General features: G+C 70.0%; 13 protein-coding genes. 8 read left to right on the forward strand and 5 right to left on the reverse strand.

Going from position 1 to position 14,113, the window contains the following annotated elements:
• Positions 1-128 precede the first annotated feature (128 nt).
• Complete coding sequence (locus SK854_RS22390) at positions 129-803, forward strand: GNAT family N-acetyltransferase (protein ID WP_319977036.1); 675 nt, start codon at positions 129-131, stop codon at positions 801-803.
• Here SK854_RS22390 and SK854_RS22395 read toward each other — a convergent pair.
• The 3 genes from SK854_RS22395 to SK854_RS22405 form a co-directional block, all read right to left on the reverse strand.
• Positions 800-1,015 (reverse strand): hypothetical protein, encoded by a 216-nt coding sequence (locus tag SK854_RS22395; protein WP_319977037.1) that lies wholly within the window; start codon positions 1,013-1,015, stop codon positions 800-802. The genes SK854_RS22390 and SK854_RS22395 overlap by 4 nt on opposite strands.
• A complete protein-coding gene (locus tag SK854_RS22400; protein ID WP_319977038.1) occupies positions 1,012-1,170 on the reverse strand; it encodes a hypothetical protein in 159 nt (52 codons plus the stop codon). Before SK854_RS22400 ends, SK854_RS22395 begins: the two co-directional genes overlap by 4 nt.
• Before the next feature lie 84 nt (positions 1,171-1,254).
• The gene (locus tag SK854_RS22405; protein ID WP_319977039.1) at positions 1,255-2,511 is read right to left on the reverse strand and encodes a helix-turn-helix domain-containing protein; all 1,257 of its coding nucleotides are present in this window, start codon (positions 2,509-2,511) and stop codon (positions 1,255-1,257) included.
• Between the two features lie 98 nt (positions 2,512-2,609).
• Between SK854_RS22405 and SK854_RS22410 the strand changes: the two genes are divergently transcribed.
• Complete coding sequence (locus SK854_RS22410) at positions 2,610-3,365, forward strand: EI24 domain-containing protein (RefSeq protein ID WP_319977040.1); 756 nt, start codon at positions 2,610-2,612, stop codon at positions 3,363-3,365.
• Here the strand turns inward: SK854_RS22410 and SK854_RS22415 are convergent.
• Together SK854_RS22415 and SK854_RS22420 are read right to left on the reverse strand one after the other, a co-directional pair.
• The gene (locus tag SK854_RS22415; protein ID WP_319977041.1) at positions 3,355-5,313 is read right to left on the reverse strand and encodes a beta-propeller domain-containing protein; all 1,959 of its coding nucleotides are present in this window, start codon (positions 5,311-5,313) and stop codon (positions 3,355-3,357) included. The two genes, SK854_RS22410 and SK854_RS22415, sit on opposite strands and share 11 nt — an antisense overlap.
• 56 nt (positions 5,314-5,369) lie before the next feature.
• On the reverse strand, positions 5,370-6,176 hold the full coding sequence (locus tag SK854_RS22420) for a S1 family peptidase (protein WP_319977042.1): 807 nt from the start codon (positions 6,174-6,176) through the stop codon (positions 5,370-5,372).
• A gap of 169 nt (positions 6,177-6,345) precedes the next feature.
• On the opposite strand from SK854_RS22420, the gene SK854_RS22425 reads away from it, so the two are divergent.
• From SK854_RS22425 to SK854_RS22450, 6 genes are all read left to right on the forward strand, one after another.
• Positions 6,346-6,720, forward strand: a complete 375-nt coding sequence (locus tag SK854_RS22425; protein ID WP_319977043.1) for an FKBP-type peptidyl-prolyl cis-trans isomerase — start codon at positions 6,346-6,348, stop codon at positions 6,718-6,720.
• Positions 6,721-6,863: 143 nt separating this feature from the next.
• Positions 6,864-7,394: a YbaB/EbfC family nucleoid-associated protein gene (locus tag SK854_RS22430; protein WP_319977044.1), complete on the forward strand. Its 531-nt coding sequence runs from the start codon at positions 6,864-6,866 to the stop codon at positions 7,392-7,394.
• Between the two features lie 35 nt (positions 7,395-7,429).
• On the forward strand, positions 7,430-7,738 hold the full coding sequence (locus tag SK854_RS22435; RefSeq protein ID WP_319977045.1) for a type VII secretion target: 309 nt from the start codon (positions 7,430-7,432) through the stop codon (positions 7,736-7,738).
• Complete coding sequence (locus tag SK854_RS22440; RefSeq protein WP_319977046.1) at positions 7,738-12,342, forward strand: hypothetical protein; 4,605 nt, start codon at positions 7,738-7,740, stop codon at positions 12,340-12,342. Before SK854_RS22435 ends, SK854_RS22440 begins: the two co-directional genes overlap by 1 nt.
• 14 nt (positions 12,343-12,356) lie before the next feature.
• Positions 12,357-13,202: an immunity 49 family protein gene (locus SK854_RS22445; protein WP_319977047.1), complete on the forward strand. Its 846-nt coding sequence runs from the start codon at positions 12,357-12,359 to the stop codon at positions 13,200-13,202.
• A gap of 1 nt (position 13,203) precedes the next feature.
• A complete protein-coding gene (locus tag SK854_RS22450) occupies positions 13,204-14,064 on the forward strand; it encodes an immunity 49 family protein (RefSeq protein WP_319977048.1) in 861 nt (286 codons plus the stop codon).
• Positions 14,065-14,113: the final 49 nt, after the last annotated feature.

A 14,113-nucleotide genomic window follows, 5' to 3' on the forward strand; every position in this document is an offset into this window, starting at 1 on the left:
GTTACCGAAAATGCCGTGCTTCATACCGCCAAAGGTAGCTAGCGTGATCTTCTGTGCGGACTGTTCTGGAAGAGTTTTACGACTCTGTGCCCCGACCGGGATCTCGCGTTGAGGAACACGGCGAGCTGGTGCTGTTCGTCCAGGCGGGCGACGGCTACCCGTACTACGCGCGGCCCCGGTTCCCCGGCGGGCAGCCGACGGTCGCGGACGTGGTGAAGGTGCGGGAACGGCAGCGCGAACTCGGTGTGCCCGAGGCGTTCGAGTGGGTGCACGAGACGACACCCGGCCTGCTCGACGTCGCGGTCGAAGCTGGCTTGGAGGTGCTCCAAGCACCGCTGCTGGTGCTCGATCCCGAGAAGCTGCCGGAACCGCATCCGCACGTGCGCGTGCTCGGCACGAGGCCCGTCGAGGTGTCCGTCGTGGCGGAGCTCGCGTTCTCGTCGCCGGGCACTGCCGCGGGTGAAGCCGGTGTGGCGGAACGGGACGCGGCCCTGCGAGGCGCCGTCCCGATGAGCACCCGGCACCGTCACGCGGTGGCCGACCTGCCAGGCGAGGGCGTACTGGCGGTAGGAACAGCGCAACGGGCGGGTGACGTCGTGGAGATCGCGGGCATCGGCACGTTGCCGGCGGCACGGCGACGTGGCCTCGGTGGCGCGGTCACCGCGGAACTGGCGCGTGATGCCCTGGAAAGAGGCGCGGAGCTGGTGTTCCTGTCGGCGGGAAGCCTGGAGATCGCGCGGGTCTACGAACGCGTCGGGTTCCGCCGGTTCGGCACGGCCTGCATCGCCTCACCGCCCGCTTAGCGAGGCATCGGCACGCGGAACAGGCAGCCGACGCACGGCATTCCCGAGGGCTGGGAGAGCAGTTCGGCCTCGCCCTGATGGATGAGTTCGCCGCAGTACGCGGTCAACGCGAGCAACGTGTCGTCGTCGGGCACGGGTACGAGGTGGCACGTGCGTTGTGTCTCGCCTACGACACCCACGCGCTTGCGGACCAGCAAGACAGGCATGCTCATGCCTTCACCTCGGCGTCGTCCACCACACACACGACGGCGTGCGTGGTGGCGTAGAACTTGAGCCGGTAAGGGCCCGAGTTCTGCTCTGCCACTGCCGCGCAGAACCTCTCGGTGACCTCGTCCGAGCGCGGCGTTCGTTCGGCCAGATCGATCACACTCAGATCGTGCGGGCTGCCCGGCGAAATGGGCAGGGTTCTATACGATTTGCGGGTGCCGTATGCGGAACTCGCATACGACGGCTACCGGAGCTGGGCCGTGAGCTCGGCGATCGCCGGCGTCGCGGCCCACGGTCCGAGCCTGGTCAGCTCGTTCACGATCAGCTGCGACCCCGTCGCGCGGGCCAGGTCCAGTGCCGCGAACCCCAGTTCGACGGCCTGGTCGACGTCACCGTTGGCCGCGTGCGCATAGGCGAGGGTGGCCGTGTGCACGCCCTGCTCCCACTGACAGATGCTGCCCCACCGCGGCATGAGCTCCGTGTACGCGTCGATGGCGCGACGGTGGTCGGCAAGTGCGACCATGCTCGCGGCCCGTTGCATCTGGACGTGCAGGTCGGTGAAGCAGTAGCCGATCGAGTACTCGTCCGTCAGCGGCCTTTCGACGTTCTGCACCAACGCCTGTGCGAGGTCGAATCGCTGCATGCACGCGTTCTGGCCCGCCCGTGCGAGGCCGCGTGCCTCCTGCCGCAACGCCATCGCGCGCACGACCGGGCTCACCCCGGTCTCGCGCTGGGCGGCCCGCGCCAGGCCGATGACGCGGTCGTCGTCGCCGTCGGCCTCGGCGAGCTGGCTCATCCGCACGTAGCAGTACGCGACTACGTCCCTGTCGTCCGCGGCTTGACCCTGCTCCAACGCCCTGGACGTCCACGCGCCTGCGTTGCGCAGGTCGCCGACCTCCTCGAACAGCCAGCCGTAGAACTCCGCGTACATCGCGCCTGTGCCGAGCAACCGCCGGCGGATCTCGCCACGCGCGTTGCGGCGCAAGGTGTCGATTACGTCGTACATGCTGCGGACGGCGGGCATGAGGGCACCGGTCGCACGCCAGTTGTGCGCGTCGTTGACGATCCGGCGCAGCACGAGCAGCTGGCTCACCGCGTTGTCGTTGTCGGCGCTGAAGACGGCGGAGGCGCACAACGCCATCAGCGCCTTGCCCTCCATGCCTACGACCAGGTCACCGGAGAGCACCGGCACCGTGCGGTCGGTCAGCCCGAGCAGGTGGGCGGGAATGCCGAGCAGCCGTTGCAACGTGCGCAGGACGCGCAGGTCGTAGGCGATGTTGCTGCCCGACTCCAGGCGGGAGATCGCGGACTGGGAGAACCCGGCCAGCGTGCCCAGTTCGTCCTGACGCAGGCCGTGCGCCCTGCGTGCGATCGCGACCACGGCGCCGGGTGACTCCGCGGCGACCGCCTCGCGCACGTCCCTCGACTCCCAGAGGGACGGCGGCAGCATCGGCAGCGGCCCGTCCGGGACGACGACGGCGTTCTTAGCTGGGTTGCTCAACCTCAACGCCTCCCGCACTCGGACCGCCCATCATGCCGCGCCCCGCGAAATCACTCCACCTCGTCTCAACAGGGGACGAAACCGACTATCCTGCGCGCGTGATCAAGGACTTCGGTGCCGGTGTCGGTCTGCTGCTGCGTGGGTTCAGCCTGGTGTTCAGCTCACCCAAGCGCGTGCTGATGGGCGCGTTGCCCGCGGTCATCACGGCCGTGCTGATGATCGGCGGCTGGGTGCTGCTGGTCACCAACATCGACTCGATCGCCGGATGGCTCACCGGCTTCGCGGACTCGTGGAGCGACACCTGGAAGAGCGTCGTCGAGGTCGCCGTCGGAATTTCGGTGATCGCGGCCGGGCTCGGCCTGAGCGTGCTGCTGTTCACCGCGATCACGCTCATGATCGGCGGCCCGTTCTACGAGTACATCTCGGAAGAGGTCGAGGACGAGCTCGGCGGCGTGCCGGACGCGGAGCAGATCGGCTGGTGGCGCGGGTTCCTGGTGGGGCTGCGCGGCACGCTCCTGCTGGTCGGCACGTCGATCCTGTTCGCGATCCCGTTGTTCTTCTGCGGGTTCATCCCGATCATCGGGCAGACGGTCGTACCGGTGCTGGCCGTGCTCATCAACGGCTACCTGCTCGGCATCGAGCTGACCGGCATCCCGTTCACGCGACGCGGCCGGACGTTCAAGCAGCGCAGGCAGATCCTCGCGACGCGCCGCGGCCTGGTGCTCGGGCTCGCCGTGCCGACCTACCTGCTGTGCCTGATCCCGCTGGCCGCGCTGGTCGTGATCCCGGCGGCGATGGCAGGCGGCACGGTGTTGTCGCACCGCCTGCTCAACGGAGACCGCGCTAGGGCGTGAACGGCAGCCAGGCCTGCTGTGCCAGGCCGCTGCGCGCGTTGACCTGCACGCCCGCGTTGGAGATCGACCACAGCTGGTCACCGATGACGATCGTGCGCCTCGGGCCGCCGTAGTTGTTCGGGCTGGACGGTTCGACGATCCTGCCGCTGTCGCGCAGCTGGTTGCCCTCGACGCGCAGCACCAGCGAGGAGACCTCGTAGTTCGTCCGGTTGGCCGACACCGGGATGACGAGCGTGCCGTCCTGCGGCCAGAACAGGAACGCGTGCGGGTCGAACTGGGCCTCGGAGTTCGAGTTCGGCAGGTGGTACTGCGCGAGTCGTTGCGGTGACGCGGGATTGGCCACGTCGAACAACGACACCTGCGTACCGGTCGTCCTGCCCTGCTCGGTCGCCTCCTGGCCGACGCCGATCAGCTTCCCGTCGCCCGCGGGGTGCAGGTAGGCGGAGAAGCCGGTGATCTTCAGCTCGCCCGTCACCCTGGGCTGCCTGGGATCGCTCAGGTCGAGCGTGTAGAGCGGGTCGGTCTGGCGGAACGTGACGACGTAGCCCAGCTTGCCGATGAACCGGACGCTGTAGATCCGTTCGCCCTTGCCCAGCCCGCCGACCTGACCGGCCTTGGCGAGCTGGTCGCCCTCGCGGCGCAGTGTCGTGACGAAGCTCTCCGACGGCGCCGGAGCGATGTCCTGCTGAGGCACCACGTCCGCGGGCATCCGCCAGCAGCAACGGGTTTCGGTGCCCGTGGTGGTGGCGACGCGGAGAACGCCCTCGTGCTCGGACAGCGAGTACTGGTTGAGCAGCGTGCCGTTCACGTCACCGGACGCGACGTGCTTGGGCGGGCCGGGGTTGCCGATGTCGAACTGGTGGATCGCCGTGGTGATCGGGCGCTGAACCGGTGGCCTGGAAGGAAGTTCCGGCAGCAGGCGGTGGTCGTCTGCGATGTAGAGGCTGCGGTCGGTGCCGTAGACGGTGTCGCCGTCGGCCACGATCGAGACCGGCTGGCCGGTGCCGAGCTGACCGGAGAGCTCGAACGTCAGCACGGTCAGCATCGACGTCGCGCTCGGCGCGGTCGGGCGGCTGACGTTCGCGCAGTCGACCAGGGTTCCGCTCGACTTGGCGCCGTTCTCGGTGAGCTCGTAGCGCGGCAGCCACGACGAGATGGGCTCGCTCTGCAGGATCTCCTTGTTGCGGCGCAACGATCCCGCTTCGTTGGTCGTCTGGTCCGGGTACACCCACGGCAGGCGCGGCTGCGAGCGGACGACGACGCGGGCGGTGCCGCCGATCTGGCGGGCGTCGAGGTAGAAGCCGTCGGTCTTGAGGCTGCTGATCTCCTTGAGCCCCTTGAGATCCACGAGAACCAGCTCGGTGGCGGTCTCCGGGACGAACGACGGGCGGTCGGGCGGCAGCGACGGCTTCAGCATGGGCACGGGGCTGTCGGCGACCACCAGCGCGCGGTCGCCGGAGACCAGCAGCTGGCTCGCCCGGCGCTCGCCGAGGTCGACCGTGCCGGTGATCGCCCTGGACGCCACGTCGATGACGCGCAGCTTGCCGTCGGCGATGGAGACGACGCGTTTCCCGTCCGTCTTCACGATGTCCGGCTCGTCGACGCCCTGCTCGTGGACGTTCGTCGTCGAGTGGTCCTGTTGCTGCGCGGGCGGAGTGGGGGCGCTCAGCGGCGTGTCCTTCTGCGCGACGCCCGCGCTGTTGTCCGTCGCCGAGCTCTCCATGGTGAGGAACCGTTGGCCGCCAAGGCCGTACGCGCTGACGTACGGGGACATGGCGCGGCGCAGTTCGGTCAATGCGTTGTCACATGAATCGAACGCGACAAGGCGCACCGGCCCGTAGTCCACGATCGGTGGTGGTGCGAGGGTTTCGTCCCGCACCGCGGAGCTCACGCTCACTCCGGCGACGACCAGCACGGCGGCGCCGGCCAACAGCTTCTTGCCGTTCATGTCTCCAGGACGTAAGTGAGGCCGGAAAGGGTTGCCCCTTCCCGGCCTCACGTTTTTTACAGCTGTGCCTGGATCTGCGCCGCGTAGGTGGAGACGCGGGTGTAGACGCCGGGGTAACCGGCGGCCGCGCATCCCTCACCCCACGACGTGATGCCGATCAGCTTGCCACCGGCCACGAGCGGGCCACCGGAGTCGCCCTGGCAGGTGTCGGTGCCGCCCTGGCTGTAACCGGCGCACACCATGTGGGTGGCCTTGTAGTCGCTGCCGTACGAGCTGGTGCAGCTGGAGCTGCTGGTCAGCGGCACGGTGGCCCGCAGGAGGTAGCGCGAGGCCGAGCCACCGGAGGACGTGGTGCCCCAGCCGAGGATCGTCGAGCTGGTGCCCGTGGCGTACAGCGCGCTGTCCGCCGAGGTGGCGAACGGGAGCGGGGTCTGCGACAGGTTGCGGTCGAGCGTGAGCACCGAGACGTCGTAGCCGAGGGTCACGTCGCGGTAGCTCGGGTGGATCCAGATCTTCGTGACCCGGGCGACGGTGCCCGCGGTGGAGTTCTTGTCGTCGCGGCCCGCCACGACCCGGACAGCGGACGCCGAGTCGCCCACGGTGCAGTGCGCGGCTGTGACGACCTTGTTGGGAGCGACGAGAGTGCCGCCGCAGTACTGGAAACCACTGCTCGTGGCGAGGTAGACGACCCAGGGGTAGGTGGACGTGCTCGCGCGCGTGCCGCCGACGATCTGGGTGCCGAACTCGCCGTCGGCGGTCGGAGTCGGAGCTGCTTCGGCCACGCTGACGCAGGCCATGGACAGCGTTGCCGCCGCCAGTGCCGCGCCGAGCAGTGACCGGAGGCGGTGCAGGGGTGCCGCCATGATCATCTCCTTCTTCTGTTGTGTCCCCCGGCCGCGGGGCCGGTGGTGATTAAAGAAAGACATGAGGACTCCGGACCGGGTAGGGCTGGTCCGCGTAGGCCATTCGGCCGTGCCCGCCCCCGCGTGATTGGATCGAGCGCGAACAACCCCGTTCCGAGAGGAAGTTGTGATGGCCCCCACGAAGCCTGAGGTCGACCCGCACGACGGCCCGGCGCCCGCCGACCTGCTGATCGAGGACATCACCGTCGGCGACGGTCCGGAGGCCACGGCCGGTCAGTTCGTGTCCGTGCACTACGTCGGTGTGTCGCACTCGTCCGGTGAGCAGTTCGACGCGTCCTGGGACCGCGGCGAGGCGTTCCAGTTCCCGCTCGGTGGCGGCCGCGTCATCCAGGGCTGGGACCAGGGCGTCCAGGGCATGAAGGTCGGTGGCCGCCGCAAGCTGGTCATCCCGCCGCACCTGGGCTACGGCGCGCGCGGTGCCGGTGGCGTGATCAAGCCCAACGAGACGCTGATCTTCGTCGTCGACCTGCTGGGTGTGAACTAGTCAGTTGACCTGAACGGCGTCCCACTGGTCCGATCGGTGGGACGCCGTTGGTCTGCACAGCCGATTTGACTCCAGGGTGGAACGAGATCGGATCCGGCTGCGTCATCCTTTGAGTCCGCCGCCGCTTTGGGAGGGAATCACCGGTGCCCGAGGACATCTCCGGGTCCGAGCAGATGCTCGCGAACTGGAACCAGAACATCCAGGAACGCGCCGCGCGCTATCAGGAGATGGCGACGCGCGTGCAGGGGATGACGATCTCCGAACGGTCGCAGGACGGTTCCATCGAGATCCTGGTCGGGTCCAACGGGATCCTGCAGAACCTCGTGATCAACGAGTCCGCCTCCGGCAAGCGCATGTCCGAGGTCAGCGGCGAGATCATGAAGCTGCTGCAGCGCGCGCAGTCCCGGATTCCCGAGCTGCTGCAGGAAGCCATGGCCGAGACGATCGGCACGCAGGACGAGACGGCCAACGTGCTGTTCAACGAGGCCAAGAAGAACTTCCCGGCGCCGCCGGCCGAAGAGCCGACGCGCACGCCGTACGACCGCAACGAGATCAACTTCCGGGTGGAGGACGAAGCACCGCCGCCGCCCCGCCCGACCCAGCCGCCTCCCCCGCGCCGCCGGCCGCCGTCAGACGATGACGACGACTTCGGCGGGGAGTCCGTGCTCTCCTGATCTTTCTGTCCGCTGCTCGAACTTGAGGGGGTTCGATGACTTCCGGTGGTTTCAACGTCACCTCGGACGTGCTGGAAGCGCACGCCAAGGCCTTGGAGGGCCTGCACGGGCGACTGCAGGGAGCAGTGGACGCGGCCAACACCGTGTCGATGCCGACTGACGCGTACGGGATCATCTGCCAGCCGTTCCGGATGTTGCTCGATCCGGTCGAGCAGTGGGGCATGGACGCGCTGAGCGGCGCGGCGGAGGCCATGGAGGCCACCGCCAAGAAGATCACCGAGACCGCGAAGCACTACCAAGAGGTCGAAGACCAGATCACCCGCACGCTGAAGGGTGGCGTCTGATGTCCTCACCGAACCCGTTGGTGGCGAAGGCCCCCGCCGAACCGTCCGGCTTCTTCAACGCCGGTACCGGTGACAACGGCTGGGCGACCGGCTTCTCCATCGCCGACTCGGCGGTGGACGCGTACAAGGGCATCTCCGAGGGCAGCTGGATCGAGGGCGGCCTCGGCGTCGTGGGTCTCGTGGCCGACGCCGCCTCGATGGCGATCGACCCGTTCGGCACGCTGCTGTCGTCCGCGGCCTCGTTCCTGATGGAACACATGCAGCCGTTGAAGGAGGCCCTGGACTGGCTGGCGGGCGACCCGCCGGTGATCCAGTCGTACTCCACGACGTGGGGCAACGTCTCGCAGGAGCTCGGCAAGATCGCGGGCGACTACAAGGCGGCCGTCGACGGCACCGGCGGATGGACCGGCAGCGCGGGCGACGCCTACCGCAAAGCCGCCGGCGAGCAGCTGGACGCGTTGTCCGGCGCGGCTTCCGCCGCGGGTTCGGTCGGCACCGTCGTCGGCGTGATGGGCATGGTCGTCGGGTTCGTGCGCGAGATGGTGCGCGACCTGATCGCCGACCTGGTCGCGAAGCTGATCACGTGGGTGCTGGAGGCCGTGTTCACGCTGGGCTTCGGCACGCCGGTGATCGTGGCGCAGGCCGTGACCGCGATCTCGAAGTGGGCCACCCGCATCGGTGAGCTGATCCAGAAGCTCATCAAGACCATCAAGAAGGTCTCGCCGCTGCTGGGCAAGCTGGTCGAGATCTTCACGAAGATCATGAAGGTCGTCGGCAAGCTGGTCGGCAAGGTGACCGGACTCGACGTGATCTCCACGAAGTCCATCAAGCCCGGCGGCCTGTTCCACAGCACCAACGCCCCGGACCTCTCGCCTTCCGGCACCCCTGGTTCGCCGTCGTCTCCCGGTGGGTCGCCTTCTTCACCGTCCTCTCCGGACAGTTCGCCGTCCTCACCCTCTTCACCTTCTTCGCCGGACAGTTCGCCGTCCTCGCCTTCTTCACCGTCCTCTCCGTCCTCTCCGGACAGTTCTCCTTCGTCTCCTTCCTCTCCTTCGTCGTCCTCGCCGCCGGGATCGCCTTCTTCGCCGTCCTCGACGCCGGACGCGCCTTCGCGTGCCCCGGACACCTCGTCGCCCTCGTCCGCGCCGTCGCCCACGCGCACCCCGGACAGCTCGACGCCCGACGCCCCGTCGCGGACCCCCGACAACTCCTCGCCCCCTTCGGCCCCGCGCACGCCCGACAGCTCTCCCGGCTCTCCGGGCTCGCCTTCTTCACCGGCGGCCCCGAGCGCCCCGCACACCTCGTCGACCCCGGACGCACCGGCGCCGACCCGCAACACGGGCCAGACCGTCCAGTCCTCGGTGGCACCGCCGGAGGCGCCTCTGCGCCCGGACGCCCCGCAGGCCCCCACCCGCACCCCGGACACCTCCCCGTCGACGCCGGCCCAGTCCGGCCCGATGGGCGGCGGCGCCCCTGCCGCGGGCGGCGGCGCACCGTCGTCCCCGGCGGCAGGCCGTCCGCCGACGGGTCCCGGCCAGGGTTGGACCGGCACCCCCGGCAGCCGAGGCGACCTGGGCTCCGGCGCACCCGCGCCGCGCTCTCCCGACATGTCGACGTCGGCCTCCCGCGCGGACGCCCCGTCCCGTCCGGCCTCGATGCCGAGCGCACCGTCGGTCCCGTCGATGCCGTCCTCCCCTTCGGCACCCTCGATGCCTTCCGCACCGTCCGCCCCGTCGGGCGGAATGCCTTCGGGCGGCGGCATGCCACACGCCCCCTCGGCCGGTGCCCCGCACAGCCCGTCGGCCGGCGGCCCCTCGGCCGGCTCCCCGAACGCGGCACGTCCCGACGCGACTCCTCCGAGCCGCGCCACCTCACCGTCGGCAGCCGCACCGCACGCCCCGTCGGCACCGTCCAGTCCGAACATGCCACCGGCCCACAGCCCGTCGGCAGGAGCACCACACGCTCCCGGAGCAGGCGCCCCGCACTCCCCCTCCGGGCCGAACGCCCCTCGCGGCGACGCCCCGATGCGCCCGCAGTCGTCCGCACCGACGGCTCCGAACGCACCCTCGGCCCGCACGGACGCCCCGAACGCACCGTCGTCACGCCCGGACGCCCCCCAGGGCCGCCCCAACACGGGCCCGTCCGGCCCGCACGGCGGACCGTCGCGTCCCGACGCGCCCCACGCCCCGTCGCGCCCTGACGGACCACACGGCAACACGACGCCGTCGTCACGCCCCGACGCTCCGCACAACGGCCCGTCCGCACCAACGCGCCCGGCCTCACCCAACGCGCCCCACGCACCCAACGCACCACACGGCGGCCCCAACGCGCCGCATGCACCCAACGCACCACACGGTCCGAATGCGCCCCACGCGCCTAACGCGCCGCACGGCCCGAACACCCCGCACGGGCCCAACGCGCCCCACGGCGGTCCCAACGCACCACACGCACCCAACGCACCGCACGGGCCCAACGCACCGCACGGCGGCCCGAACTCGCCGTCTCGACCGGACGCGCCCCACGGCGGTCCGTCACGTCCCGACGCCCCTCACCGCCCCGACGCGCCGCACCGGCCTGACAGCCCGTCGCGCCCGGACGGCAGCGGCCCCGGCAACCGGCCAGACGGCACCCGCCCTGACGGCTCTCGTCCCGACGGCACCCGCCCGGACGGCTCCCGCCCGCACACCCCGGACGGCCCCCGCCACCGCGGCACCGACACGGCCGAGGCGCCCCACCGCGCCCCGGACAGCACCCGCCCGGAAGCCGCGACCCCGCACCGTCCCGACGCCGACGCACCCCGCCGCCCGGACGCCGACGCGCCGCACCGCCCCGACGCGGACGCGCCGCACCACGGCCCGGACGGCGACAAGCCGCACGACAACACCCCGGACAAGCCGCACGACGGCGACCCCGACAGCCCGAACAACCACGACCAGGACGCCCCGCCCGCGGATCGCCCCTCCCCCGAGGAGGCGCACCAGCGGCACGCCGAGACCACCCCGTCCGGCGTCTCGCACCACGGCGGCGACCCGGACATGGGTGACCTGCCGCACCGCGTCCCCAACGACCCGCGCTACTTCACCGCGGACGTCCACGTCACCCCGGACGGCCGGGCTCGCATCGGCGGCCACGACTACACGCCGAAGGAGTACGCGGACATGCTCCGCCGCTCCGGCTACGACGGCAGCAAGCCGGTGCGTCTGATCGGCTGCGACGCCGCCAGCAACGACTTCGCCAAGCAGCTCTCGAAGCACCTCGACGCACCCGTGCTGGCCCCCACCAAGCCGGCCTGGACGGACGCCAACGGCCGCGTCTTCACGAGCGACCCCGAGATCCGGCCCGACGGCACCCGCCAGCCGAAGATCCCGCCGAACGGCGAGTGGGAGACCCACCACCCGGACGGTTCGAGCACGAGGACCGGCGACGACGGCTACGCACCCGACACGCAGCGCCACGACCCGGATGCCGACACCGACACGGACGGCGCCGTCGACCGGGGCGACAGCTCGAACGACAGCGGTCCCACCGACTGGCGGGACGAGCCCGGTGGGACGAGCGGGATGTCGCCGCGCGACAAGATCGCCAGCGACGACTACATCAAGCACCACTACTACGAGCGCACGACGAACGGGCGAACCGAACTGGTGGTGCGGGCGGACCGCAGCCCGGACGTGGACGGGATGAAGCCGCCGCCCGTCGACCTCAAGGACGGCAAGCCGGAACTGAAGTCCGACCGGCCGCCCGCCGAATCTCTCGGCTTCGATGAAACGCGCGCGAAGGAAGTTCCCCGGGACGGTTCGGACGCCGACACGAATTCCGGCGGCGACACGGATTCCCGCCCGGACGACTACCGCCAGGACCAGGACTGGAAAGCCGCGGACGACCAGCGGATCGACGAGAAGACCAAGGCGCGCCAGGAAGCGATGGCCGAGCGCCAGAAGGCGATGGACGAGACCCCCAAGGGTTCGCCGGAACGCTCGGAGGCCATCGGCGCCCAGACGACCGCTTCGGAGCACTTCGGCGAGCAGGTGTCCTCCCACGCCCTGCGCGACCGGGTGCACTCGCAGTTCGCGCACGCGTTCCCGGACGCGGAGGTCGACTTCCGCACCAAGGGCGGCGGCGACTTCGACCCGTCGCACACCAGCCGTGACGTGCTGGAGGTCTACGACGCCAAGACCGGCAGGGTGCTGGCCGAGATCGAGCCCATGCACCGGCCCGGCACTCCTGGCAACAGCAACTTCGACCAGGTCTACAAGGTCGACTACCTGGACGGGCAGAAGCCGGACTACGTCGTCCACGAGGCCAAGGCGCCCAGCGGTCCGGCGAGCGAACGCATCGTGCAGACCGCGGAGGGCCCCAAGGTCTACCAGCAGGGCCACCCCGCGTACTTCGACGACACCCTGCAGGCGATGGAACGCCGGGGTGGAGCCGACGCGGAGCTCGCCGAGGAATTGCGAAAGGCGAAGAAGGACGGTCGGCTCGATTACGTCGAGGTGCGCGCACAAACGAATGAAACGGGCGTCGACCACGAGTTGACCGGATGGAAGTACCGGCCGTTCGAAGGCTACGATTACCAACCACGTCTGCCATTGATGCCCAGGTGAGGACCGGCAACGCGATGCACGAAATTCCCAGGCACGAGATCAGCGAGGAATTCGCCCGCGGTCAGGTGGACACGCTCCAGCGCTTGATCGAGTCGGCGCTGGAGGACGTCGAGTCGGACCCGGACGCGCTGAGCGCCGCACGCAGGCGCGCGCTGATGCGCTTCGAGTACCTCACCGTGCTCGACCCGGCCGCGGGCAAGGAAGAGACGTGGCAGGCGGCCGTGCTCGCGTCCCAGACGGCGAACGCGGTCTTCGCCCGCACGTCCAAGTCGGAGGACTTCGTCCCCTACCGGCTGGGTGACCGGGAGTACCGGCTGCCGGTGCTCGGCCCGAACCACCACGCCACCCCGGTCGACTGGCTGACCGCCGCCTGGCTCGCCATCGCCACGCGCAGCGAGCAGCGCATCGCCGAGCTGTGCCAGGTCGGCAAGTACACGTTGCTCGGCAGCGGCGCGAAGGTCGAGGAGTACGTCCTCCCCTGGGTGGACACGATGCAGCGCTACCTCCGCGGCGACCAGGTTCCCCCCGCTCTGCTCGAGTCCGTGATCGACCTGACCGATCCGGGGCAGGCGAAGTTCGCCTCCAGCGACTTCATGCTGCTCGTCGCGTACCCGCCGGTGAACGTCCTGTTCCGCGTCCTGCGCGGCGGGCAGGAGGACTTCACCGACGCACTGGTGCAGGCGACCACGGCGCACCGCGATTACTGGCGTCAGGTCGACTTCGCGGACAACCCCGACGGATTCGTCGCGCTCGCCGTGCTCGCCATGGCGATCCGCGGCAGGGACAACGGTTTCGCGGTCGAGGTCGAGTCCGACTACCTGCCGGAGAACCTGGTGAGCGGCACCTGGTCCAACCGCTGACATGGTCGAGGTCAGCCGGCACGAGGTCGATCCGGACTGGTCCGCCGAGCAGCTGGAGAAGATCGAGCGGCGGATCGAGGAGACGGTCGACTCCCTCCCGAACGTCCGCACGCTCGCGCTGAGCGGGTTGATGAGGGACGCGCTCCGCCATCTCGGCCACCGGTGCGCCGTCGACCCGCCGGGCAGCGACGGCGACACCTGGGACAGCCTGCGCTTCGCCGCGGAGGTCGGCGCAGCGATCTACGCCGTGGCCACGGCCGAAGAGGGCACGCCGGTCGAGATCACCCTGCGGGGCAAGCAGATTCCGGTCACCGCGACAGGTCCCGTGTACTTCGCGTCCGGCGGCACCTGGCTCACCACGAACCACCTGGCGGCCATCGCCAGGGACGTCGCGAAGACGGAGCAGCTCAGCGCGGTGCCTCTGGAGGTGCTGCGCGCCTCCGGCAGCGAGGAACCCGACTACGTCTTCCTCATGGTCGACATGTTCCAGAAGTTCAACCTCCAGCAGCCAGGCGTGCACGAGGCGCTGAACACGGCGCTGAAGGCCACCGCCGCGGACGAGGTCGACCCGGTGCACCGCGAGCACGTGCGCGTCGTCGCCTTCCCGCAGCTGAACGTGTTCCACAACATCATCGACGCCGGCCGCGAGGAGCAGTTCGACCAGGCGCTCGCGGAAGCGCTGGAGTTGTTCAGGGAACTCTGGTCGACGGAGGAGAACGAGGAGTCCCCGAACGGGTACGTCGCCATCGGCCCTCTCGGGCTGGCGAGCGTCGCGCACGACGCGGACATCCCGATCGAGGTCACGTCGGAGTACCTGCCGCCGTACCTGTACAACGGCTCCTGGACGCGCGAAAGCCTCTGACCGGTCCTGGAACCGCAGGGCCGGACACCCACTCAGAGTGGTGCGAACG

The sequence above is a fragment of the Lentzea sokolovensis genome (genome assembly GCF_033949975.1).
GTDB lineage: Bacteria > Actinomycetota > Actinomycetes > Mycobacteriales > Pseudonocardiaceae > Lentzea > Lentzea sokolovensis.